The organism is Altericroceibacterium endophyticum, assembly GCF_009827595.1.
Classification (GTDB): domain Bacteria; phylum Pseudomonadota; class Alphaproteobacteria; order Sphingomonadales; family Sphingomonadaceae; genus Altericroceibacterium; species Altericroceibacterium endophyticum.
Genome location: NZ_WTYT01000001.1, coordinates 245,389 through 265,499, shown reverse-complemented (window position 1 = coordinate 265,499; position 20,111 = coordinate 245,389). Strand labels below are relative to the sequence as shown.

Here is a 20,111-nt window from a genome sequence, read left to right as displayed (position 1 = left end):
CTTCATCGCGTTCCGATCAGCAAGCGCAAGTCCGGCGCGATGCACTGGGCCATCGTGCCCGCCTGCGTGACCGGCTGCTGAATGGCGGGGCAGAGGCGCTGGCCGATTATGAAGTGCTTGAATATCTTCTCTTTGCCGCGCGCAGCCGCGGTGACACCAAACCGCTCGCCAAAGAGCTGCTGCGCCGTTTTGGATCGCTGGCCAAGGTCCTGAATGCTGATCCCAAAGCGCTGTCTGCCGTCCCCGGCATGGGTGAAGTCAGCGCCGGCGCGCTCAAGATCGTGGCGCTCTCCGCCCGCAGAATGGCGCGCAGCGAAGTGATGGAGCGGCCCGTCTTGTCGAGCTGGCAAGCGCTGCTCGATTATCTCAGCATCGATATGGCGCATCTGACGGTGGAGCGGGTGCGCATTTTATATCTCGATTCCAAGAATCGGCTGCTGTTTGATCACCATGTTGGCGATGGCACGATTGACGAAGCGGCCATTCACCCGCGCGAAGTCATCCGCAAGGCATTCGACATCGGAGCGTCTTCGCTCATCCTCGTGCACAACCATCCCAGCGGCAATCCTGAGCCCAGCCGCGCGGATATTCAGATCACCCGGCGCATCGCGGAAGCAGGCGGCCTGCTTGGCATAATTCTGCATGATCACGTCATTATTGGGAGCGAGGGGCAAATATCGCTAAAGGCGAAGGGCTTGATCTAACGCCCCGCTCGGCCTAGCCGCACGCCGATTTCCTTTTCTCGGAGTTTGCCATGGTTCCCCGCTACGCCCGCCCTCAAATGACCGCCCTGTGGGAAGCAGAAGCGAAATATCGCATCTGGTTCGAAATTGAGGCGCATGCCACCGAAAAGCTCGGCGAACTGGGCGTAGTGCCGGAAAGCGCGGCCAAGGCACTGTGGGCATGGTGGGAAACCAACCCCAAGGTTGATGTCGAGGCGATTGATGCCATCGAAGCCGTGACCAAGCATGACGTGATCGCCTTCCTCACCTGGGTGGCGGAAAATGTCGGTGATGAAGCACGCTTCATGCATCAGGGCATGACCAGCTCGGATGTGCTCGACACCACGCTGGCCGTGCAGCTCGCCCGTAGCGCCGACCTGCTGCTGGAAGATATCGATCTGCTGCTGGCCGCGATCAAGCGCCGCGCGGAGGAACACAAATACACCCCCACCATCGGCCGCAGCCATGGCATTCATGCCGAGCCGGTGACGTTCGGTCTGAAAATGGCCGAAGCCTATGCCGAATTTTCACGTTGCCGCGCGCGCCTCGTCGCCGCGCGCGATGATATCGCCACTTGCGCCATTTCGGGTGCGGTCGGCACTTTCGCCAATATCGACCCTTCGGTGGAAGAGCATGTCGCCGAACGCCTCGGCCTGACGCCTGAGCCTGTTTCCACGCAGGTGATCCCGCGTGATCGCCATGCGATGTTCTTCGCCACGCTGGGCGTGATTGCCAGCTCGATCGAGCGTCTGTCTGTCGAAGTGCGCCATCTGCAGCGCACTGAAGTTCTGGAAGCGGAGGAGTATTTCTCCCCCGGCCAGAAGGGATCGAGCGCCATGCCGCATAAGCGCAACCCGGTGCTGACCGAAAACCTTACCGGCCTGGCCCGGATGGTCCGTTCCTATGCCCTGCCCGCCATGGAAAATGTGGCACTGTGGCATGAGCGCGATATTTCGCACAGCTCGGTCGAACGCTTCATCGGTCCCGATGCCTGCATCACGCTCGATTTCGCACTGGGCCGCCTAACCGGTGTGATCGACAAGCTGCTGGTATATCCTGAGCGTATGCAGAAGAATATGGACCGTATGGGCGGGCTCGTTCATTCGCAGCGCGTTCTGCTGGCGCTTACTCAGAACGGTGTGAGCCGCGAGGATGCCTATCGTCTGGTTCAGCGCAATGCGATGAAAGTATGGGAAAGCGACGGCGCTCTGTCCCTGCTCGAACTGCTTAAGGCGGATGCGGAAGTGACCGCCGCGCTGAGTGATGAAGAACTCGAAAAACGCTTCGACCTTGAGTACCATTTCAAGCAGGTCGACACCATTTTCAACCGCGTTTTCGGCGCAAACTGAGCCACTTCCCAATTGGCCGTGATGGGCCTACCATCACGGCCAATTGGGATTAAACCTACCGGTTTTGGGAGCTGAGCCTTGCAGATTTTGCGGACGATTATGTGGGTGCTGGTGCTGGTCGCACTGCTGATTTTTTCCATCTTCAACTGGGATCCGGTTGAGGTGAAAATATGGGAAGGACTGGTGCTGGAAACCAAGATCCCGGCGCTGGTAATCGTGGCTTTTCTGGCCGGGCTTATCCCGATGTGGCTCATCTATCGCGGCACGAAGTGGCGGTTGAAGCGGCGCATTTCTCATCTGGAGCAAGCCGCAATCACGCCCCCTCCCCCGGCCCAGCCCGCACCATCGGCACAAACAGTCCAGCCGCAAAGCGTGGACCCGGCATCCGACCCGGTCGTGGCCCCAGAACATACGCCGGATGAAACCGGCCCTTCAAGGATTTGACAGCGGATGAGCAACCCCGTTTTTCTTGCGCTCGACGTGCCGCGACTTGATGCGGGCAAAGCACTGATTGAAAAGGTCAAAGGCCATATTGGCGGTGTGAAGCTGGGGATGGAGTTTTTCTATGCCCATGGCGCGCATGGCGTGCATGAAATCGCCCATTGCGGTTTGCCGATCTTCCTTGACCTGAAACTGCATGACATTCCCAACACCGTTGCCGGTGCGATGCAGGCCATTCACACGCTGGAACCGGCGATTGTCACCGTTCACGCATCCGGCGGTCAGGCGATGATGGAAGATGCCAAGGCAGCGGCCGGGGAAAACTGCAAAGTGGTGGCCGTCACCATGCTGACCAGCCTTGATCAGCGTGATCTGACCAAAGCAGGCGTCACGGGCACACCACATGACCATGTAATGCGCCTGGCCGAACTCGCCGAGGCTTCCGGTCTCGACGGAATCGTCTGTTCGGGTCAGGAAGTTGGCGCGGTGCACAAGCAATGGAAACACGGTTTCTTCGTCGTCCCCGGCCTGCGTCCCGCCGGCAGCGCGGCAGGCGATCAGAAACGCACCGTCACACCGCGTCAGGCACGTGACGATGGCGCCAGCGTTTTGGTAATCGGCCGCCCAATCAGCCGCGCGCTGGACCCAGCCGAAGCAGCGCGCGCTATCGAAGCTACGCTTTAGATACGCCCGCACTTCCCCTCTGGCGGGCGATCGATTACGGCGCATTATGGTTATACCTGCGATAAAGATTTGTGGAATTTCCACTCCCGAAGCGCTCGATGCGGCGATCCGCAATCGGGCCGAATATGCCGGCTTCAATTTCTTCCCGCCTTCTCCGCGTTTTGTCACCATCCGCGATCTGCCAGTGCTGGCAGAACGGGCAAGCGGTCGGATCAGCAGCGTGGGCGTCTTCGTCGACCCCGATGATGGAATGCTGAGTGAAAGTGTCACAGCCGGACGACTTGGTGCGATCCAGCTGCACGGCAAGGAAACGCCCGAACGCACAGCACAGGTAAAGGCACAGTTTGGCCTGCCGGTATGGAAAGTGCTCTCGGTATCCTCTGCCTCCGATATTGAGCGCGCCGCATCCTATGAAGGCGCCGCTGATTTTCTCCTGTTCGATGCCAAGACCCCAAAAGGCACTTTGCCCGGTGGCATGGGGTTAAGTTTCGACTGGTCGCTGCTCTCCGCCTATCGTGGTTCCACGCCATGGGGGCTCGCTGGCGGGCTCACTCCGGACAATGTGGCGCAGGCCATACGCAGCACAGGAGCGCCGCTGGTGGATACCTCTTCTGGTGTGGAGAGCGCAGCGGGCATCAAGGACGTGGACAGAATCGCAGCCTTCTGCCAATCGGCAAGGTCAATATGACAGACAAACTTAACTCCTATCGCAATCAGCCGGATGAGCATGGCCATTTCGGCACATATGGCGGGCGCTATGTCGCCGAAACACTCATGCCGCTCGTCCTCGAACTGGAACGCGAATATAAGGCTGCCAAGGCAGATCCTGCGTTTCACCGTCAATTCGAGGATTTGCTGGAGCATTATGTCGGCCGGCCCAGCCCGCTTTATTATGCCGAAAGCCTGACCGCGAAGCTGCGTCAGGATGCCCCGGAGGGCAAGGGCGCACAAATCTGGTTCAAGCGTGATGAGCTGAACCATACCGGCGCGCATAAGATCAACAATTGCATCGGTCAGATCTTGCTGGCGATTCGCATGGGCAAAACCCGCATCATCGCCGAAACCGGCGCGGGTCAGCATGGCGTGGCTACAGCGACCGTCTGCGCACGCTTTGGTCTCCCCTGCGTTGTCTATATGGGCGCAACTGATGCCGCGCGTCAGCAGCCCAACGTGTTCCGGATGAAATTGCTCGGCGCCGAAGTGGTGCCCGTTCAATCGGGCGCAGCCACGCTGAAGGATGCCATGAATGAGGCGCTGCGCGACTGGGTCGCCAATGTCGATGACACCTTCTACATCATCGGCACAGCGGCCGGGCCGCACCCCTACCCCGAACTGGTGCGCGATTTCCAAAGCGTCATCGGCCGCGAAGCCCGCGAGCAATTGATGAACCGCACCGGACGCCTGCCAGACATGCTGGTCGCTGCGATCGGCGGCGGCTCCAATGCCATCGGTCTGTTCCATCCGTTTCTGGATGACCGTGATGTCGCCATGCTGGGTGTTGAAGCCGCTGGCCATGGCCTCGATAAGGAACATGCCGCCAGCCTGACCGGCGGTGCACCGGGCATTCTGCATGGCAACAAGACCTATCTACTGCAGGATGAAGACGGCCAGATCACCGAAGCGCACTCGATCAGCGCGGGACTGGATTATCCCGGTATCGGCCCGGAACACGCCTGGCTGAAGGAAAACGGCCGGGTGGAATATACCTCCATCACCGACAAGGAAGCGCTGGATGCTTTTCAGCTGCTCTGCCGGACGGAAGGGATCATTCCGGCGCTGGAACCCAGCCACGCCATCGCCGCCGTGGCGAAGCGCGCCCGGGACATGGATCAGGACCAGATCATTCTCGCCAATCTGTGTGGCCGCGGTGACAAGGATATCTTCACCGTTGCCGAAGCATTGGGGGTGGATCTGTGAACCGTATAGAACAGGCTTTCGGCAAAGGGCATCCAGCCCTCGTCTGCTTCCTGACCGCAGGTGATGGAGACACCGCCGCCAATCTCGACGCCTTGGTAGAGGGCGGCGCTGATGTGGTGGAGCTGGGGATGCCCTTCACCGATCCGATGGCCGACGGTCCGGCAATTCAGGCCGCCGATCTGCGGTCTTTGGCCAAAGGCACCACCACCCGCGACGTGCTGGACATCGCCGCTGCATTTCGCAGCCGCCACCCGGACGTTCCGCTCGTGCTGATGGGATATGCCAATCCGATGGTTCGCCGCGGACCGGAATGGTTCGCTGCCGAAGCCGCGAAGGCTGGTGTGGATGGCGTGATCTGCGTCGATATTCCGCCTGAGGAGGATGCTTCTCTGGGCCCGGCTTTACGGGACAATGGTATTGCCCCCATCAGGCTCGCCACGCCAACCACAAATGCACGCCGCCTTCCCGCAGTGCTCGAAGGCTCTGCCGGTTTTCTCTATTATGTTTCGGTCGCCGGGATCACCGGTATGCAGCAAGCGGCTGCCGGATCGGTCGATCGCGCCGTAGCGGATATCAAGGCAAAATCCGATTTGCCTGTCGCCGTGGGCTTCGGCGTGCGCACTCCTGAACAGGCCGCGACCATTGCTGCCGTCGCCGATGGCGTGGTGGTAGGCTCAGCGCTTGTCGAACTGGTGGGTGAGCATGGAGAAAATGCGCCTACCCATATTCGTGAACTAACACAGGCACTTGCGCAGGCAGTGCATAATGCGCGAAAGGATGCCGCATGAGCTGGCTTAACCGTGTTCGCAATTCGTTACCCTTCGCGACCAAGCGCGAAACACCCGACAATCTGTGGGTCAAATGCCCGCAATGCCATGATATGTTGTTCGCCAAGGAATATGAGGACAGCATGTCCGTCTGTCCGCGCTGCGGACATCATGGGCGGATTGGTGCCGATGCGCGCCTCTCCCAGATTCTCGATCCGGGCTACGCCCTGCTGCCTGCGCCGCAGGTGAAGGAAGACCCGCTGAAATTCCGCGATACGAAACGCTACACCGACAGGCTGAAACAGGCCCGTGCCAAGAACCCGCACGATGATGCCTTTACTGCCGCCTTTGGCCAGATTGAAGGCCAGCGAGCAGTTGTAGGCGTGCAGGATTTCATGTTCATGGGCGGTTCCATGGGTATGGCGGTTGGCGCTGCATTCTGTGCCGCGGCAGAACGCGCGATCGAAGAAAAATGCGGCTTCGTCGTCTGCACCGCCGCCGGTGGCGCACGGATGCAGGAAGGTATTTTGTCCCTGATGCAAATGCCCAAGGCAACCGTCATGACACGCCGGCTGAAGGAGGCAGGATTGCCCTATCTGGTGGTGCTGACCGATCCGACCACGGGCGGCGTCACGGCCAGTTATGCCATGTTGGGCGATGTTCACATCGCCGAACCGGGCGCATTGATCGGCTTTGCCGGACAGCGCGTCATTCAGGAAACGATCCGCGAGCAATTGCCGGACGGCTTCCAGCGCGCCGAATATCTCTACGACCACGGCATGGTTGACATGGTGGTGGAACGTAAGGATTTGCGGTCAACTCTTGCTCGCTTGCTGGCCTATACCCAGCCTCAGGCAGCCTGAACAACAGTGCTGACAACGCGGTGAAGGATTTCGCCACCTCAGAAGACCCAGCGGTGCAGGCGCAGCTTGATCGTCTGGCCCGGCTGACCCTGCCACAGGGCCGGCTTGGGCTGGACGTGATTCACGATCTGCTTGGCCGTTTGGGAGACCCACAAAAGCATCTGCCGCCAGTTTTTCATGTCGCCGGTACCAATGGCAAAGGATCGACCTGCACTTATCTGCGGATGATGCTGGAAGCCGAGGGTCTGCGCGTTCACAGCGCGACCAAGCCGCATCTCGTGCGATATAATGAGCGTATCCGGCTGAACGGTGCGCTCATTTCAGATGAGTTCCTGGGTGAATTGCTGAAAGAAGTGCTGGATGCGGGAGAGGACCTCGCTCCCAGTTTCTTCGAAGTAACCACAGCGGCGACTTTTCTGGCTTTTGCACGGATACCAGCCGATGTCTGTGTGATCGAAGTCGGGCTTGGCGGACGTTTCGATGCCACCAATGTGCTCGATCGCCCCGCCGCCTGCGGCATTGCTACGCTCGGCATCGATCATGAGAGCTTCCTGCTGGTGCCTGAGGAAGGTACGCCGGACGAACCGCTCGCCCGGATCGCCTTTGAAAAGGCCGGAATCGCGCGCTCCGGTCGACCGCTCGTAACGCAGCATTATCCCGAAATAGCCGAAATCGAAGTGCAGGCCGCCGCAGCGCGTGAAGGTGCTCCGTTGCATATGCGCGGGCAGGACTGGCATGCCACGATCACGCCTGACGCGATCGATTACCGGGACAAATTCGGGCCGCTCACCCTACCCCTTCCCACCATGCCCGGCGTGCATCAGGGGGACAATGCCGCGCTCGCTGTTGCTATGCTACGGCATCAGGATTTCGTCACCGTCTCGCCTGCTGCGATGGCCGAAGGCATTCGCACGGCGCGCTGGCCCGCTCGATTGCAGAAACTGAGCACAGGCCCGCTCACTTCCCATGCTAGAAACCGCGATGTCTGGCTCGATGGCGGGCACAATCCCGATGCCGGACAAGCGATCGCGCGCCATCTGGGCGGCGAGAAACTGCATCTGGTCATCGGCATGCTATCCAACAAGGACCCGCAGGCGCTGATCAAACCGATGGAAGGCATGCTCTCCAGTCTGACCGTGGTGCCCATTCCCGGCAGCGAGGCGCATAGCGTGGACGCCTTCGGCGCCGATGCACGATCCGCCCCCGACGTCGCCACCGCCCTCACCCGCCTGCCCGATGACGGCCAGCGCGTGCTGATCGGTGGCTCGCTCTATCTTGCCGGGCAAGTGCTGAAGGCGAATGGCGAACTGCCGGACTGAAACCGGCACAACCCTTCCGGCGGACGCGCCGGGGATCAATCCGCAATCAGTCAAAAACCATCCTTAGCTTTTGGAGCCAAAGCGCCACCAAAGCATTCCTAAAACTATGACTGAAACGATCGAGACGTTGACGGAAAAGATGCAGGCGGCCGCGCAGGCCCTGGATTTTGAGGAAGCCAAACGCTGCCGGGACAGAATTAATCTGATGCGCGGCGGAGCCAGCGCGGAATCTGCCGAGCAGGCCGATCTGTCCGGCCTGACCCGCCAAAAAGCTGGCGCAATGGGTCTGGGGACAAGTCAACAGGGGCAAAGCAGGCCGGAGGGGTGGAAACCGCCCGCCAAGCCTGACCCCATGACAAAGGGACGCAACCGGCGGGGGAAACGCAGGCCCTGAGGCTCAATCGTTTCGCGCGTCGCCTTCGCCCACCTCACCGGCAGTGCCCATTGCTTCATCCACCAATCCGACGCGCATCATCCACCAGAACAGCAGGATTCCCGGAACAGCCGCGACCGTCGTAAGCAGGTAGAAGTTCACATAGCCAAAGGTTTCGATCAGGCTGCCTGCTGTTGTACCGGTGAGAAACCGGCCAACAATACTCGCGCCTGCAGAAATCAGCGCATATTGCGCTGCGGTAAAGCGCAGATCGCATAGAGCCGAGAAATAGGCGACCACGACCACACCGCCAAAGCCGCTGGCAAAGTTCTCAAAACCGATAGCACTGGCCATGCCGATATTGCTGTGTCCGGCAGCCGCCAGCATGGCGAAGCTGAGATTGGAAATTGCCATCAGAACGAGCGCAATCAGCACCGAGCGCTTCAGGCCGAGACGCGCATAAATGATGCCGCCGACAAAGACACCGATGATGAGCGCCCAAAAGCCGACGCCCACGTCGAAAATCGCAATTTCATCATTGCTGAAGCCAAGATCATCAAACAAGAGGCGGAACGTCAGATTGGCAAGCGTATCGCCAATTTTGTGCACCAGAATGAAAAGCAAGACGAGCCACGCCCCATTGCGCTGAAAAAATTCGGTGAATGGACCGCTGATTGCGCGCAGGCTTTGCCGAATACTACGCTTTTCCTGAACCACTTTACGCCGTGCGGGCTCACCCAGAAAGGCTGCCGTCAGCATGGCTGGCAAGGCGAATAAGGCGCAGACAATATAGGCGATTTCCCAGCCGAAACGCCCCGACACCACCAGCGCGAGAGCAGCGGCAGCGCCCGCCCCGATGCGCCAGCCATATTGGCTCATCCCTGAGCCGACACCGAGTTGATAGGGTTTAAGCGTTTCGATCCGATAGGCGTCGATGATGATGTCAAATGTCGCCCCGGCAATGCCCACCAGCACGGCGGATACCGCAGTCCAGTAAATATCCTGGCCGGGATCCGCGAGCGCCAGATTAACCACCGAAGCAATCACGCAGAAACCGATAACCCACATCCACGAGACGCGCTGGCCCAGATGATGAAGCAGCGGAATCTTCACCCCATCGACGATCCAAGCCCATAAGAACTTCAGATTATAAACCAGAAACGCCAGGCTAAAGGCAGTGATGGTCGATTTCTCAATTCCATCCTGCGCCAGCCGCGTGGTGAGGGTCGCGGCAATCATCGCGAAAGGAAAGCCGGAGGAAATGCCGAGAAAGAAAGAGGCAAGCGACTCCTTCTCAAGATAGGGCCTGACCGAATCCCACATATTGCGTTCGGTCAGTTCTGCCACATCGGCCATATAACGTCCTTTGTTCCCGGCAATATCTGCCGTGTATTAGCATAGCGATCCCGGCAATACGCAAAAGAGCCAGAGCGCACTATCCCCCGCAATTAAGCATGGGTCTGGCGATAATTTTTGCTTCGCCAACAAGGGCAGCAGCTAAACATGCAGAGTGATTCGATCAAAGATACCCGAAAGAAGCGAAATTGTTGTCGTCGCGCCTATAACAAAGGCCGAATATCTGCTCGCGGGAAAATTCGTTAACACAATTGCAACTGACAGCTTTGCGAATTTTCAAAGACTTACGAAGCTATCCGGTTTTTGGGCATACCAGTGTGGTGTTATTTACATAACTGCGGATTGAGGTGGTTAATACACTGATGTAAGTAAACCCCCGTGTTGTGTCGCATAACGGAGGGCAAAAGCTTGCTACGGAAACTCATTTGCCGGATGATGGGGCACAAGGTTAACCGTAATCGTGTGTGGCATGACGGATTTCATTTTCGTACGAGTTGCGTGCGCTGCCGCATCTCTATGCTGAGGGACGATCCGGGATGGCGCGTTTTTGATGACACGGCAGATGCAGATGACCGGCGCGCGCCGCACCCTCGCGAACGCGAAGGCATGTCGCATGATTGCGGCTAATTTTATAGTTAGCGATTAGCGATAGCTTCCCCCAGACGCGCATCAGGTCTATGGGGCCTCCATGTCTCAAAAACCAATTTCTGGCGAAGAACGCCAAGGCGACCGGATCGCAAAATTGTTGGCCCGTGCTGGCGTAGCAAGCCGCCGTGAGGTGGAGCGTATGATCGCTGACAGGCGCATCGCGCTGAATGGCGAAACGCTGACCACTCCGGCAACTATCCTGAACAATTTGAACGGTGTTACCGTAGACGGCAAGGCTGTGGCCAAGCCCGAACAAGCACGCCTGTTCCGCTTTCACAAACCCTCTGGCCTGTTGACGGCAGAGCGCGATCCCAAAGGGCGCGCAACGATTTATAATGCCTTGCGCAATGCATTACCGCGCAATGCTCCGCGATTGATGCCTGTGGGCAGGCTCGATCTCAACACCGAAGGCCTGTTAATGCTCACCAATGATGGTGAGTTGAAACGCGCCATGGAGCTCCCCTCCAGCGAGATACCCCGAAGCTATCGCGCCCGCACCTTTGGTGATGTCTCGCAAAGTGACCTCGAAAGCCTGATCGAAGGTATTACCATCGAAGGCATTCATTATGGCAAAATCGATGCCAATCTTGAGCGCCGCACGGGGCGCAATCAATGGATTGAGATGACGCTTACCGAAGGTAAAAATCGTGAAGTTCGCCGGGTTCTGGAACATCTGGGTCTGCAGGTTTCGCGCTTGATGCGGGTCAGCTACGGCCCCTTCGAACTTGGCGATATTCCGCGCGGTCAGGTGCAGGAAGTTCGCCCGGCAGACGTTGAATGGTTCCGCAAGCAATTGCGTCAAGGCGGCAAATTATGAGAATTATAGCTGGGGATTGGCGGCGCCGTCAGCTGCGCGCGCCAAAGGGTGAAGGCACGAGGCCCACCGCTGATCGCACACGTGAAACACTCTTCGCCATGTTGTCCAGCCGGCTGGGTAGCTTCGCCGACCTCACGGTGATGGACCTCTTCGCCGGATCTGGCGCACTGGGGCTGGAAGCCCTGTCGCGCGGCGCGGCGAATTGCCTGTTCGTGGAACAGGATGCGGAAGCCTTGCGCAGTTTACGCGCGAATATCGCGGCTCTTCGCGCACAATTACAATGTGATGTGCGAGCCGGCTCTGTCATGGCGCTGGGACCGCCAAAAATTTCGCCGCCCGATCTCATCCTGCTCGACCCGCCTTATTATAGCGGCGCCGGGCCCGTTGCGCTGGAAAAGCTGCAACGGCTTGGCTGGATTGGTGAACAAAGCTGGATCGCGCTCGAAACCGCGCGCGATGAAGAGCTGCGCTTCAAGTTTCACACGGTTGAAGCGGAACGAAATGTGGGCAAAGCCCGGATCACGCTGCTGCGCGCAAAGGCTTCCCAAGAGTAACACCCAATAGCGTCACGAGACCGGCAACACTGAGAAACAGACCGACGAGCGCAGTGCCCCCGGCAGCAGACAGCATCTGCGCTGCGATCGGGGCCACTGCGCCGCCCAGAATACCGCCACCATTGAAGGCAATCGACATTCCAGTGTACCGCACAGTCACGGGAAACAGCGTCGGCATCCATGCGCCGATTGGTCCATAGACCAGCCCCATCACGAACAAGGCGAAGGACAGCATGGCAAAAACAGCCAGCAGAGACCCTTCCGCGAGCGCCGGGCCAAAAACAAGGCCGAGAAGCACGGTGCCGAACGAACCGAAGGTCAGAACGCGGCGCGTCGTCATCTTGTCAGACCAAATCGCCGCGACCAGAATGCCCAGTGCAAGAAACAGATTGGCTGCCAATTGGATGCCAAGCATGTCTTCACGCGGCACGCCCCGTTCGGTCGTCATGAAGCCAAGTGTAAAGGCGGTTGATAGATAAAAGATCGCAAAGCAGGCCACCACCCCTGCCCCGGCCGCGACAACACCAAAAATATGACTGCGCAGCAATGCGCCCAGCGGAACCGCAGGCGGCGGCGTTTTTTCCACCGCATCACGAAAGGCAGCGGTTTCGCCAATGCGGAGCCGCACCCACAGACCCAGCCCGACCAATATGGCGCTCAGCAGGAAGGGCACGCGCCAGCCCCAGCTGAAGAACGCATCATCCGACAGCGTCATACCCAGCACCAGGAAAAGCCCATTCGCGCACAGGAAGCCAACCGGCGCGCCGAATTGCGGTGCAGAGCCGAAGCGTGCCTCCCAGCCCGGTGGCGCATTTTCGACAGCGAGCAAGGTCGCCCCGCCCCATTCGCCCCCCAGGCCGAAGCCCTGCCCGAAGCGCAGGATGCACAGCAATAACGGCGCGACCCACCCGACCATCTGATAGGTCGGCAAAAACGCGATCAGCAATGTCGAGATGCCCATCAGCATGAGCGAGGCTACGAGTGTGGACTTGCGCCCCAGCCGGTCACCGAAATGGCCGAAGGCAATCGCCCCCACTGGCCGGGCTACGAAAGCGAGGCCGAAACTCATCAGGCTGAGCAGCAATTGCGCCGAAGCACTTTCCGAAGGGAAAAAGAGCGGTCCGAACACCAGTGCCGCCGCGGTGGCATAGACGTAAAAGTCATAAAATTCGACGGCGGTGCCGACAAGTGCCGCAAGCAAAATGCGGCGATTGGCGCGTATCGGTGACGTCATATCTTCCCCCTTCGGCTCCCCCGATTGGCCAAAAGCGCTGCGCTGTGCGCCGTAAGTTGTCAAGAATTGCGCGGTTCCCAACGGCACTATGTTTGGCGTCTGGCATAAAAAAGGGCGCTGGAAGAACCAGCGCCCTGATATTCTGATAATGTTGCGATGAATTTAGTTCATCTTGCTAGCAGGTTCACCCGGCCAGTAATCCAGCGGGCGATTGCCGTAGTTTTTACCCGCTGCGCGCGGCTGAATGCAGCTGTCCTGTACCTCGGCGCTGCAGATTGGATAATCCTTGGGCGTGCTCGCCGCCGGTGTTCCCGGTTCGGCACTGGTAGTGGCCGACTGGGCCGCGGGTGAAGTGGCCTCATCTATCTGCGAAGTGATGGCGCTCCAGGCGGCAGACCGCTGCGCTGGTGTCATTTGATTGATCTGCATGCGCTGCTCATCATTCAGCACCCAATACCCCTCCTGCTGGGTAGGTGTCAGCGTCCAGTAGTATTGTTGATAGACCGGTTCCCAGGCGACGAACATGACCTGCTGTTCTTCAGGCCAGCTATCGTACTCTGCCTGCTGTTCAGCGGTCATTTCAACACCGCCCTGCTTATCCTCAACGGTGTTGGTGGAGCCCATGGGAGCCGAGGCATCCTGTGCAACAGCAGCTGAAGACATTCCGGCAATGGACATAGCGGCCGCACCGGCCAAAAGTAGGTTACGCATCTTTAACTCCTCATTATTTCTTTTCACCGACCCAACGCCTTTCCTGGCAACAGAGTTCCAATCTTACAGCGCCATGGGCTTGCGCCGCTCGGTGATGTTCCCTAACTGTTCGCGGGTGAACCAGCCTCCATTCTCCTCGTCCGCCAGCCCCTCCTCCCTCGGCGCGCCGCCGCCAGTCGAGGCGCCAAATTGGGTCGCCAATCTCAACCCGCCCCAACGTGATGCCGTGCTGACCAGCGAAGGCCCCGTGCTGATGCTGGCAGGTGCGGGAACCGGTAAGACAGCGGCCCTGACTGCCCGGCTCGCCAATCTGGTGCATGAGCGCAAGGCATGGCCGAGCGAGATTCTGTGCGTCACTTTCACCAACCGTGCCGCGCGCGAAATGCGCGAGCGCGTGGGAACGCTGATTGGTCCAGCGGTGGAGGGCATGCCCTGGCTCGGGACGTTTCACTCGATTTGCGCCCGAATGCTGCGCAGGCACGCCGAGCTGGCAGGGCTGGAAAGTAACTACACGATCATCGACATGGATGATCAGCAGCGCCTGCTGAAACAGCTCATTGCCGAGCGGGAGCTGGATGAAAAGCGCTGGCCCGCCCGCCAATTGGCCGGACTGATCGATCGCTGGAAAAATCGCGGGCTCAATCCAGAAGATCTGGATGCAGCCGAGAATGAAAGTTACGCCAATGGCCGGGGGCAGGAACTATACGCCGCCTATCAGGCGCGGCTGAAGGCGCTCAATGCCTGTGATTTCGGCGATCTGTTGCTGCATATGCTGAATATATTCCGGCGCAATCGTGACGTGCTGGAACAATATCAGCAGCGTTTCAAATATGTGATGGTGGACGAATATCAGGATACCAATGCCGTCCAGTATTTGTGGCTTCGTTTGATCGCACAGGCGCGCAAAAATATCTGTGTGGTGGGCGATGACGATCAGTCGATCTATTCCTGGCGCGGTGCGGAAGTCGCCAACATCCTGCGCTTTGAGAAGGATTTTCCCGGGGCAAAAGTGATCCGGCTGGAACAGAATTATCGCTCCACCCCCCAGATTCTCGCTGCCGCCTCTGGCCTGATTGCCGAAAATAGCGAGCGATTGGGCAAGACCTTGTGGACCGAACGCCATGCGGGCGACCCGGTGCGGGTGGTGGGTGTATGGGACGCGCCCGAAGAAGCACGCCGTGTCGGTGAAGATATCGAACGACTGGAACGTGAAGGCGCTCCGCTGGATCAGATCGCTATTCTGGTACGTGCGCAATATCAGACACGTGAATTTGAAGACCGCTTTATTCAGATCGGGCTTAATTACCGGATCGTTGGCGGTTTCCGCTTCTATGAACGCGCTGAAATTCGAGATGCGCTGGCTTATCTGCGTGTAATCGCCCAGCCGAGCGATGATCTCGCTTTTGAGCGGATCTATAATCAACCCAAGCGGGGACTGGGCGCGAAAACGCTGGAGAAGATGCACCAGCATGCGCGCAAGACAGGAATGCCTCTGGCAGCCGCCTCTCTGCAACTGGCCGATAGTGACGAATTGCCCAAGCGCGCCGGTGGAACGATCGCCGCATTGATGCGCGATTTCCTTCGTTGGCGGGAAGAAGCGGACAATTTGTCATCCGCCGAATTGCTGCGTCAGGTGCTGGAGGAAAGCGGCTACAACGCCATGCTTCAGGCCGAACGCTCGGCAGAGGCCGCCGGACGGCTTGAGAACCTGTCTGAACTCGCCCGCGCGATGGAGGATTACGAAAGTCTCACCGACTTCCTCGAACATGTCAGCCTGGTGATGGACAATGATGCGCGCGATGACGGTGAAAAAATCACCATCATGACAATGCATGCTGCCAAGGGACTGGAATTTGAACATGTCTTTCTGCCCGGCTGGGAGGAAGGCGTTTTTCCGTCACAAAGGTCACTGGACGAAGGCGGTCTGGCCAGTCTGGAGGAAGAGCGCAGACTGGCTTATGTCGCGATCACCCGCGCGAGACGGCGCTGCACCATTCTTCATGCGGCCAACCGCCGGATCTATGGTCAGTGGACCAGCTCGATCCCGTCACGCTTTATCGAAGAACTGCCCGAAGATCATATCGAGCAGGAAACGACGATGTCCGGTGGCGCCTCGCTATGGCGCGCCAATTGGAGCGATCAGGACGACCCCTTCGCCCATGTCAGCTCATCCCGCCCCGAACGCTCTCAGCAGCGCGGACCGGGGTGGCAACGAGCCCTGGCGACTGGCTATCAAACCACTCCCAAAAAGCTCAAAGAACCCACCCGCAGTGCGGCGAGTTTCGCCGCCAAGGCACGCAAGGACGTGGCCATCGGCGACCGCGTCTTTCACGAAAAGTTCGGCTATGGTGAAGTACAGGCGCAGGAAGGCAACAAGCTCGAAATTGCTTTCGAGACAACCGGCGTCAAACGCGTGATCGATAGTTTCGTGAAAAAGGCCTGATCAGGAAGATTGCCTGCGCCGGATAAGCACGATCATCAGGTGATTGATGCTATCCAGCGCAGGGAATGGCCAGCGAAGGTATCGAGTCGTTCAGGGAAGCGCTGAAATCGCCAGAAATTCAGGCACAGGACCATTCCAGTCATCCGGTTTCACGGATTCGCTGCGCTCGGTTTTACGCGGAGCAGACTGAGGCTCAGCAACATCTGGCTCGGAAGTTTTAGGCTCAGCGTTGCGGGCAGAAGGTTTGCGGCGTGACTTACGCTGCGGTGCCTCTTCATGCACAGTTTCATTCGCCGGTTCTTCTGCAGGTGCAGCTTTACGGCGTGAACGCTTTGGCTTCTCGGGCTTGTCCTCAGCTGATTTGTCAGCGTCGTCTTCCGCCTTGCGAACCGGCTTTTTGCTATCGCCGTCCGACATTTCATAGGGCGGGATTTTAATGCCGGTCAGCTTTTCGACATTGGCAATCGCCTCTGCATCAGCATCGGTGACGAAGGTAAAGGCCCGCCCCTTTGCGCCTGCACGGCCTGTACGGCCAATCCGGTGAACATAATCATCTGGATGCCACGGCGTGTCGAAGTTGAAGACGTGGCTTACGCCCTTAACGTCCAGACCGCGCGCGGCGACATCACTTGCCACCAGAATGTTGATCTCGTTCTTACGGAAGAGATCCAGCTCGGCCATGCGCGATGACTGATCCATATCGCCATGGATCTCGCCCGAGGCAAAGCCATGCTGCTTCAGACTCTTACTGAGTTCGCGCACGGTCGTCTTGCGATTAGCAAAAACGATGGCGTTCTGCACATTGTCGTTCTTTAGCAGATAGCGAAGCATTTCGCGCTTCTTGCGCGGGGTAACGTGAACCTTGTGCTGCGCGATATTGATATTCGCGGTAGCCGGACGGGCCACTTCAATCAGCTTCGGATTGGTCAGAAACTTGTCCGCCAGTTTCTTGATCGGTCCCGGCATGGTCGCCGAAAACAACAATGTCTGGCGATTGGTCGGCAATTTTTCGCAGATGAATTCGATATCGGGAATGAACCCCATATCCAGCATCCGGTCAGCCTCATCGATGACCAGCAATTCACAGCCCGTCAGCAGGATCTTGCCGCGTTCGAACAGATCCATCAGACGGCCCGGAGTCGCGATCAGCACATCGACGCCATCATCGAGCGCCTTGACCTGCTCACCCATCTGAACACCGCCAATAAGCAGCGCCATTTTGAGATCGTGATTCTTGCCGTAATTTTCAAAATTCTCTGCCACCTGCATGGCGAGTTCGCGCGTCGGCGCGAGAATAAGCGAGCGCGGCATGCGTGCACGGCGGCGTCCGGCAGCCAGAATATCGATCATCGGCAGCACGAAGCTGGCCGTTTTGCCGGTCCCCGTCTGGGCAATGGCAATCAGATCCTTCATCATCTGGATCTGAGGGATCGCCTCCGCCTGAATAGGCGTTGGTTCTTCATAGCCTGCGGCTTTCACCGATTGCAGCAATTCATCAGACAGGCCGAGATCGGCAAATTTCATAGGCGCGATAAAATCCGGATTTGAGGCGGCGTCTGGCCGCGCGGTCTTCCAACAGGCTTATTCCTGCTATCTAACTGCCGCGGCCTATGCACTCACAGGCGAAAATGTCAAGAATTTGCGGGTGTCAAAGCTGCTTCCGATCACTATTCGCGGATCGCAACCAGCTTATTGAGCTTCTCCACCCCGCAGCTGACGCCAGCGCGCGACAACAACCGGTCGCGCCCCTCGCAAAGTTGATCGTCCTTATTCGGTTCGACGTAAAAGCCGGAATAGAAATCACGTGCCCGGCATGCCCGCCCCAAAGCGAGGCTCAAAATACGGCGATCCTTCATGAATAACAGCAATCGGTTTGGCGCAACCGTTTGCAGCCCGACAATGTCACGGGCCGGAATACAATGGCCAAGTGGTCGCTCCAGAAAACGGGTGCGCATGCTCCGCTTGGGAATCGCCGCCATCATTTGCTGGCGCACGGAAGGCGGGCTGGGCGCAACGCGGATGACAACCCGTCGTTCAACCCGCACTTGCTGATTTACCTGTTCCCGGTGCACCTCGAATAAGGTCGTGAAGGGCGATTGCCGCGGCACTCCGGCGGCAAGATTTGCGCCTTTGCGCAAGCCCGCTTTCCAGCGCAATTCGCCATCATTCCCCACCGCATAGCCGGCAGAAACCGCAGGCAGCACTGTTCGTCCGGGATTTTCCGGTGAAGAGGGCAGCAGCGCAGCGGCTGCAGCTAGAAGGGCGGCAAAGGAATTCATCATTCAATCACAATGACAGGACAAAACCCTGACTTCAGCCCTCCCCTAAAGCGCGGCAATTGAATGATGGCTTAATTAACGCCCCCATTGCAAGCACATGCTGGCAATGGTGTTAGCGATCGCCACCCTATCCATCGATCCGGGACTGGCAATGGGCCGTCAGTTAAGGCACAGGAATGGCATGAAAGATTTTCTAGAAGACATTACCGAATTGCTGGGTGAGCGTGGCTTTACCCAGGATAAAGATCTCGTCGACCCGTGGCTGACCGACTGGCGCGGCAGGTTTACCGGCAAAGCGCTGGGCCTTGCTTCTCCCGCCTCAACGCAGGAAGTATCGCAATTGATGGCCCTGTGTGACCGTCACAAGGTCGCGATCGTACCGCAGGGCGGCAATAGTGGCATGTCCGGTGGCGCCACTCCTGACACAAGCGGCAACGCACTGCTGCTGTCGCTGCGCCGGATGGATGCCATTCGCAGTTTCGACGCGGATGCTCGCCAGATCACATGCGAAGCCGGCGTCATTCTGCAGAATTTGCACGATATCGCCGCTCAAAAAGGCCTCCGCTTTCCGCTTACGCTTGGCGGGAAAGGCTCGGCGACCGTCGGGGGGCTTATTTCCACTAATGCCGGCGGCAGTCAGGTGCTGCGCCATGGGTCGATGCGGGCACAGGTACTCGGCCTTGAAGCCGTGATGGCAGACGGCAGTGTCTTCAATTCGCTGATTCCGTTGAAAAAGGACAACCGCGGATTCGATCTCAAGCAATTGCTGATTGGATCGGAAGGCACGCTGGGCGTGGTCACTGCGGCAACGCTGAAGCTGGAACCCGCGATTGCGGAAAGACTGGTGATCTGGGCCGGGCTTGGCGATGTGCGCGACACGCGCAAACTGTTTCTCCACGCCGAAGCCAAAGCAGGCGAGGCGATGGAAGCTTTCGAAATTCTGCCCAAGCACAGTCTGAAGGCCGTGCTTGACCATGCGCCCGGGGCGCGATCCCCGCTTCAGGCAGAGCATGAATGGCATTGCCTGATCGAGCTGGTGGCGGATGAAAGCAGAGCTGGCACGTTGATGGATCTGGCGACTGAATTGCTCGAAAGCGCGTTTGAGGACGGACTGGTCGAAGATGCGACGCTGGCCGCGAATGAGACGCAGGCTGAAGATTTCTGGACACTCCGGGACGAAATTTCGCCAGCCGAACGGGCGATTGGCCCCGCTATGCAGCATGATATTTCGGTGCCGGTCGCGCGGATGGCGGACTTTATTGCCGAAGCTGTGCCGCAGGTCGAATCACGTTTCGCGGGTACGACGGGAGTCGCCTTCGGCCATCTGGGAGACGGAAATGTCCACTTCCACGTGATCGCACCTAAGGGTTCATCCAGAGGAGAATGGGAGAACTCCCAGGGCAAGAAAATCAGTGAATTTGTCCATGATCTGGTGACCGAATGGGGTGGCTCGATCAGCGCTGAACACGGTATTGGCCAGCTGAAAGTCGCAGAATTGGGCCGTTTGGGTGATCCGGCTTCGCTGGGAATCATGCGCGCTGTAAAACTGGCTCTGGACCCTGACAATCGGCTTAATCCGGGCAAACTCGTACCGCTTGCACCAACGGCTCAGTAACCTTAAAGCCAATAAAGAT

Annotated in this window: 19 protein-coding genes; 14 read left to right on the top strand and 5 right to left on the bottom strand. The window is 58.5% G+C overall.

All coding sequences use genetic code 11. From position 1 onward, the window contains the following. Positions 1–44: 44 nt before the first annotated feature. The 10 genes from radC (at position 45) to GRI91_RS01260 (ending at position 8,456) form a co-directional block, all read left to right on the top strand. Positions 45–704 carry a RadC family protein gene (radC, locus tag GRI91_RS01305; RefSeq protein ID WP_237437635.1) on the top strand — a complete coding sequence of 220 codons (660 nt, stop codon included), beginning with the start codon at positions 45–47 and terminating at the stop codon, positions 702–704. A 50-nt stretch (positions 705–754) separates the two neighbouring features. Next, a complete protein-coding gene (gene purB / locus GRI91_RS01300) occupies positions 755–2,071 on the top strand; it encodes an adenylosuccinate lyase (protein WP_160734830.1) in 1,317 nt (438 codons plus the stop codon). A 78-nt stretch (positions 2,072–2,149) separates the two neighbouring features. After that, positions 2,150–2,515: a LapA family protein gene (locus GRI91_RS01295; protein WP_160734829.1), complete on the top strand. Its 366-nt coding sequence runs from the start codon at positions 2,150–2,152 to the stop codon at positions 2,513–2,515. 6 nt (positions 2,516–2,521) lie between these two features. Next, positions 2,522–3,196, top strand: coding sequence for an orotidine-5'-phosphate decarboxylase (gene pyrF, locus GRI91_RS01290; RefSeq protein ID WP_160734828.1), 675 nt, complete (start codon positions 2,522–2,524; stop codon positions 3,194–3,196). 46 nt (positions 3,197–3,242) lie between these two features. After that, positions 3,243–3,884: a phosphoribosylanthranilate isomerase gene (locus GRI91_RS01285; RefSeq protein ID WP_160734827.1), complete on the top strand. Its 642-nt coding sequence runs from the start codon at positions 3,243–3,245 to the stop codon at positions 3,882–3,884. Beyond that, positions 3,881–5,113 (top strand): tryptophan synthase subunit beta, encoded by a 1,233-nt coding sequence (trpB, locus tag GRI91_RS01280; protein ID WP_160734826.1) that lies wholly within the window; start codon positions 3,881–3,883, stop codon positions 5,111–5,113. Before GRI91_RS01285 ends, trpB begins: the two co-directional genes overlap by 4 nt. Then, entirely contained in the window at positions 5,110–5,901 is a 792-nt protein-coding gene (gene trpA / locus GRI91_RS01275; RefSeq protein ID WP_160734825.1) for a tryptophan synthase subunit alpha, read from the top strand. Before trpB ends, trpA begins: the two co-directional genes overlap by 4 nt. Beyond that, the gene (accD, locus tag GRI91_RS01270; RefSeq protein WP_160734824.1) at positions 5,898–6,743 is read left to right on the top strand and encodes an acetyl-CoA carboxylase, carboxyltransferase subunit beta; all 846 of its coding nucleotides are present in this window, start codon (positions 5,898–5,900) and stop codon (positions 6,741–6,743) included. The genes trpA and accD overlap by 4 nt, the downstream gene beginning before the upstream one ends. Before the next feature lie 20 nt (positions 6,744–6,763). Next, positions 6,764–8,062, top strand: a complete 1,299-nt coding sequence (locus GRI91_RS01265) for a folylpolyglutamate synthase/dihydrofolate synthase family protein (protein WP_160734823.1) — start codon at positions 6,764–6,766, stop codon at positions 8,060–8,062. 106 nt (positions 8,063–8,168) lie between these two features. Beyond that, a complete protein-coding gene (locus tag GRI91_RS01260; protein WP_160734822.1) occupies positions 8,169–8,456 on the top strand; it encodes a UvrB/UvrC motif-containing protein in 288 nt (95 codons plus the stop codon). A 3-nt stretch (positions 8,457–8,459) separates the two neighbouring features. On the opposite strand, the gene GRI91_RS01255 is transcribed toward GRI91_RS01260, so the two are convergent. Further along, complete coding sequence (locus tag GRI91_RS01255) at positions 8,460–9,791, bottom strand: AmpG family muropeptide MFS transporter (protein ID WP_160734821.1); 1,332 nt, start codon at positions 9,789–9,791, stop codon at positions 8,460–8,462. A 688-nt stretch (positions 9,792–10,479) separates the two neighbouring features. Here GRI91_RS01255 and GRI91_RS01250 point away from each other — a divergent pair. Together GRI91_RS01250 and rsmD are read left to right on the top strand one after the other, a co-directional pair. Beyond that, positions 10,480–11,256, top strand: a complete 777-nt coding sequence (locus tag GRI91_RS01250) for a pseudouridine synthase (RefSeq protein WP_160734820.1) — start codon at positions 10,480–10,482, stop codon at positions 11,254–11,256. Next, on the top strand, positions 11,253–11,810 hold the full coding sequence (gene rsmD / locus GRI91_RS01245; RefSeq protein WP_237437586.1) for a 16S rRNA (guanine(966)-N(2))-methyltransferase RsmD: 558 nt from the start codon (positions 11,253–11,255) through the stop codon (positions 11,808–11,810). Before GRI91_RS01250 ends, rsmD begins: the two co-directional genes overlap by 4 nt. Here the strand turns inward: rsmD and GRI91_RS01240 are convergent. After that, positions 11,776–13,044, bottom strand: a complete 1,269-nt coding sequence (locus GRI91_RS01240) for an MFS transporter (protein WP_160734818.1) — start codon at positions 13,042–13,044, stop codon at positions 11,776–11,778. The genes rsmD and GRI91_RS01240 overlap by 35 nt on opposite strands. Positions 13,045–13,206: 162 nt before the next feature. Continuing rightward, the gene (locus tag GRI91_RS01235) at positions 13,207–13,755 is read right to left on the bottom strand and encodes a hypothetical protein (protein ID WP_160734817.1); all 549 of its coding nucleotides are present in this window, start codon (positions 13,753–13,755) and stop codon (positions 13,207–13,209) included. Between the two features lie 94 nt (positions 13,756–13,849). Between GRI91_RS01235 and GRI91_RS01230 the strand changes: the two genes are divergently transcribed. Continuing rightward, positions 13,850–16,198 (top strand): ATP-dependent helicase, encoded by a 2,349-nt coding sequence (locus GRI91_RS01230; protein ID WP_160735321.1) that lies wholly within the window; start codon positions 13,850–13,852, stop codon positions 16,196–16,198. A gap of 90 nt (positions 16,199–16,288) precedes the next feature. Here GRI91_RS01230 and GRI91_RS01225 read toward each other — a convergent pair whose 3' ends face one another. Next, a complete protein-coding gene (locus tag GRI91_RS01225) occupies positions 16,289–17,722 on the bottom strand; it encodes a DEAD/DEAH box helicase (protein ID WP_160734816.1) in 1,434 nt (477 codons plus the stop codon). 143 nt (positions 17,723–17,865) lie between these two features. Continuing rightward, entirely contained in the window at positions 17,866–18,480 is a 615-nt protein-coding gene (locus tag GRI91_RS01220) for a hypothetical protein (RefSeq protein WP_160734815.1), read from the bottom strand. Positions 18,481–18,658: 178 nt separating this feature from the next. Between GRI91_RS01220 and GRI91_RS01215 the strand changes: the two genes are divergently transcribed. Further along, positions 18,659–20,092, top strand: a complete 1,434-nt coding sequence (locus GRI91_RS01215) for an FAD-binding oxidoreductase (RefSeq protein WP_160734814.1) — start codon at positions 18,659–18,661, stop codon at positions 20,090–20,092. The last annotated feature ends 19 nt before the right edge of the window (positions 20,093–20,111 follow it).

Coding starts and splice junctions, on each gene's coding strand:
- purB (WP_160734830.1), top strand. CDS start 755: ATGGTTCCCCGCTACGCCCGCCCTCAAATGACCGCCCTGTGGGAAGCA.
- pyrF (WP_160734828.1), top strand. CDS start 2,522: ATGAGCAACCCCGTTTTTCTTGCGCTCGACGTGCCGCGACTTGATGCG.
- GRI91_RS01285 (WP_160734827.1), top strand. CDS start 3,243: ATGGTTATACCTGCGATAAAGATTTGTGGAATTTCCACTCCCGAAGCG.
- trpB (WP_160734826.1), top strand. CDS start 3,881: ATGACAGACAAACTTAACTCCTATCGCAATCAGCCGGATGAGCATGGC.
- accD (WP_160734824.1), top strand. CDS start 5,898: ATGAGCTGGCTTAACCGTGTTCGCAATTCGTTACCCTTCGCGACCAAG.
- GRI91_RS01260 (WP_160734822.1), top strand. CDS start 8,169: ATGACTGAAACGATCGAGACGTTGACGGAAAAGATGCAGGCGGCCGCG.
- GRI91_RS01255 (WP_160734821.1), bottom strand. CDS start 9,791: ATGGCCGATGTGGCAGAACTGACCGAACGCAATATGTGGGATTCGGTC.
- GRI91_RS01250 (WP_160734820.1), top strand. CDS start 10,480: ATGTCTCAAAAACCAATTTCTGGCGAAGAACGCCAAGGCGACCGGATC.
- rsmD (WP_237437586.1), top strand. CDS start 11,253: ATGAGAATTATAGCTGGGGATTGGCGGCGCCGTCAGCTGCGCGCGCCA.
- GRI91_RS01240 (WP_160734818.1), bottom strand. CDS start 13,044: ATGACGTCACCGATACGCGCCAATCGCCGCATTTTGCTTGCGGCACTT.
- GRI91_RS01235 (WP_160734817.1), bottom strand. CDS start 13,755: ATGCGTAACCTACTTTTGGCCGGTGCGGCCGCTATGTCCATTGCCGGA.
- GRI91_RS01230 (WP_160735321.1), top strand. CDS start 13,850: ATGTTCCCTAACTGTTCGCGGGTGAACCAGCCTCCATTCTCCTCGTCC.
- GRI91_RS01225 (WP_160734816.1), bottom strand. CDS start 17,722: ATGAAATTTGCCGATCTCGGCCTGTCTGATGAATTGCTGCAATCGGTG.
- GRI91_RS01220 (WP_160734815.1), bottom strand. CDS start 18,480: ATGATGAATTCCTTTGCCGCCCTTCTAGCTGCAGCCGCTGCGCTGCTG.
- GRI91_RS01215 (WP_160734814.1), top strand. CDS start 18,659: ATGAAAGATTTTCTAGAAGACATTACCGAATTGCTGGGTGAGCGTGGC.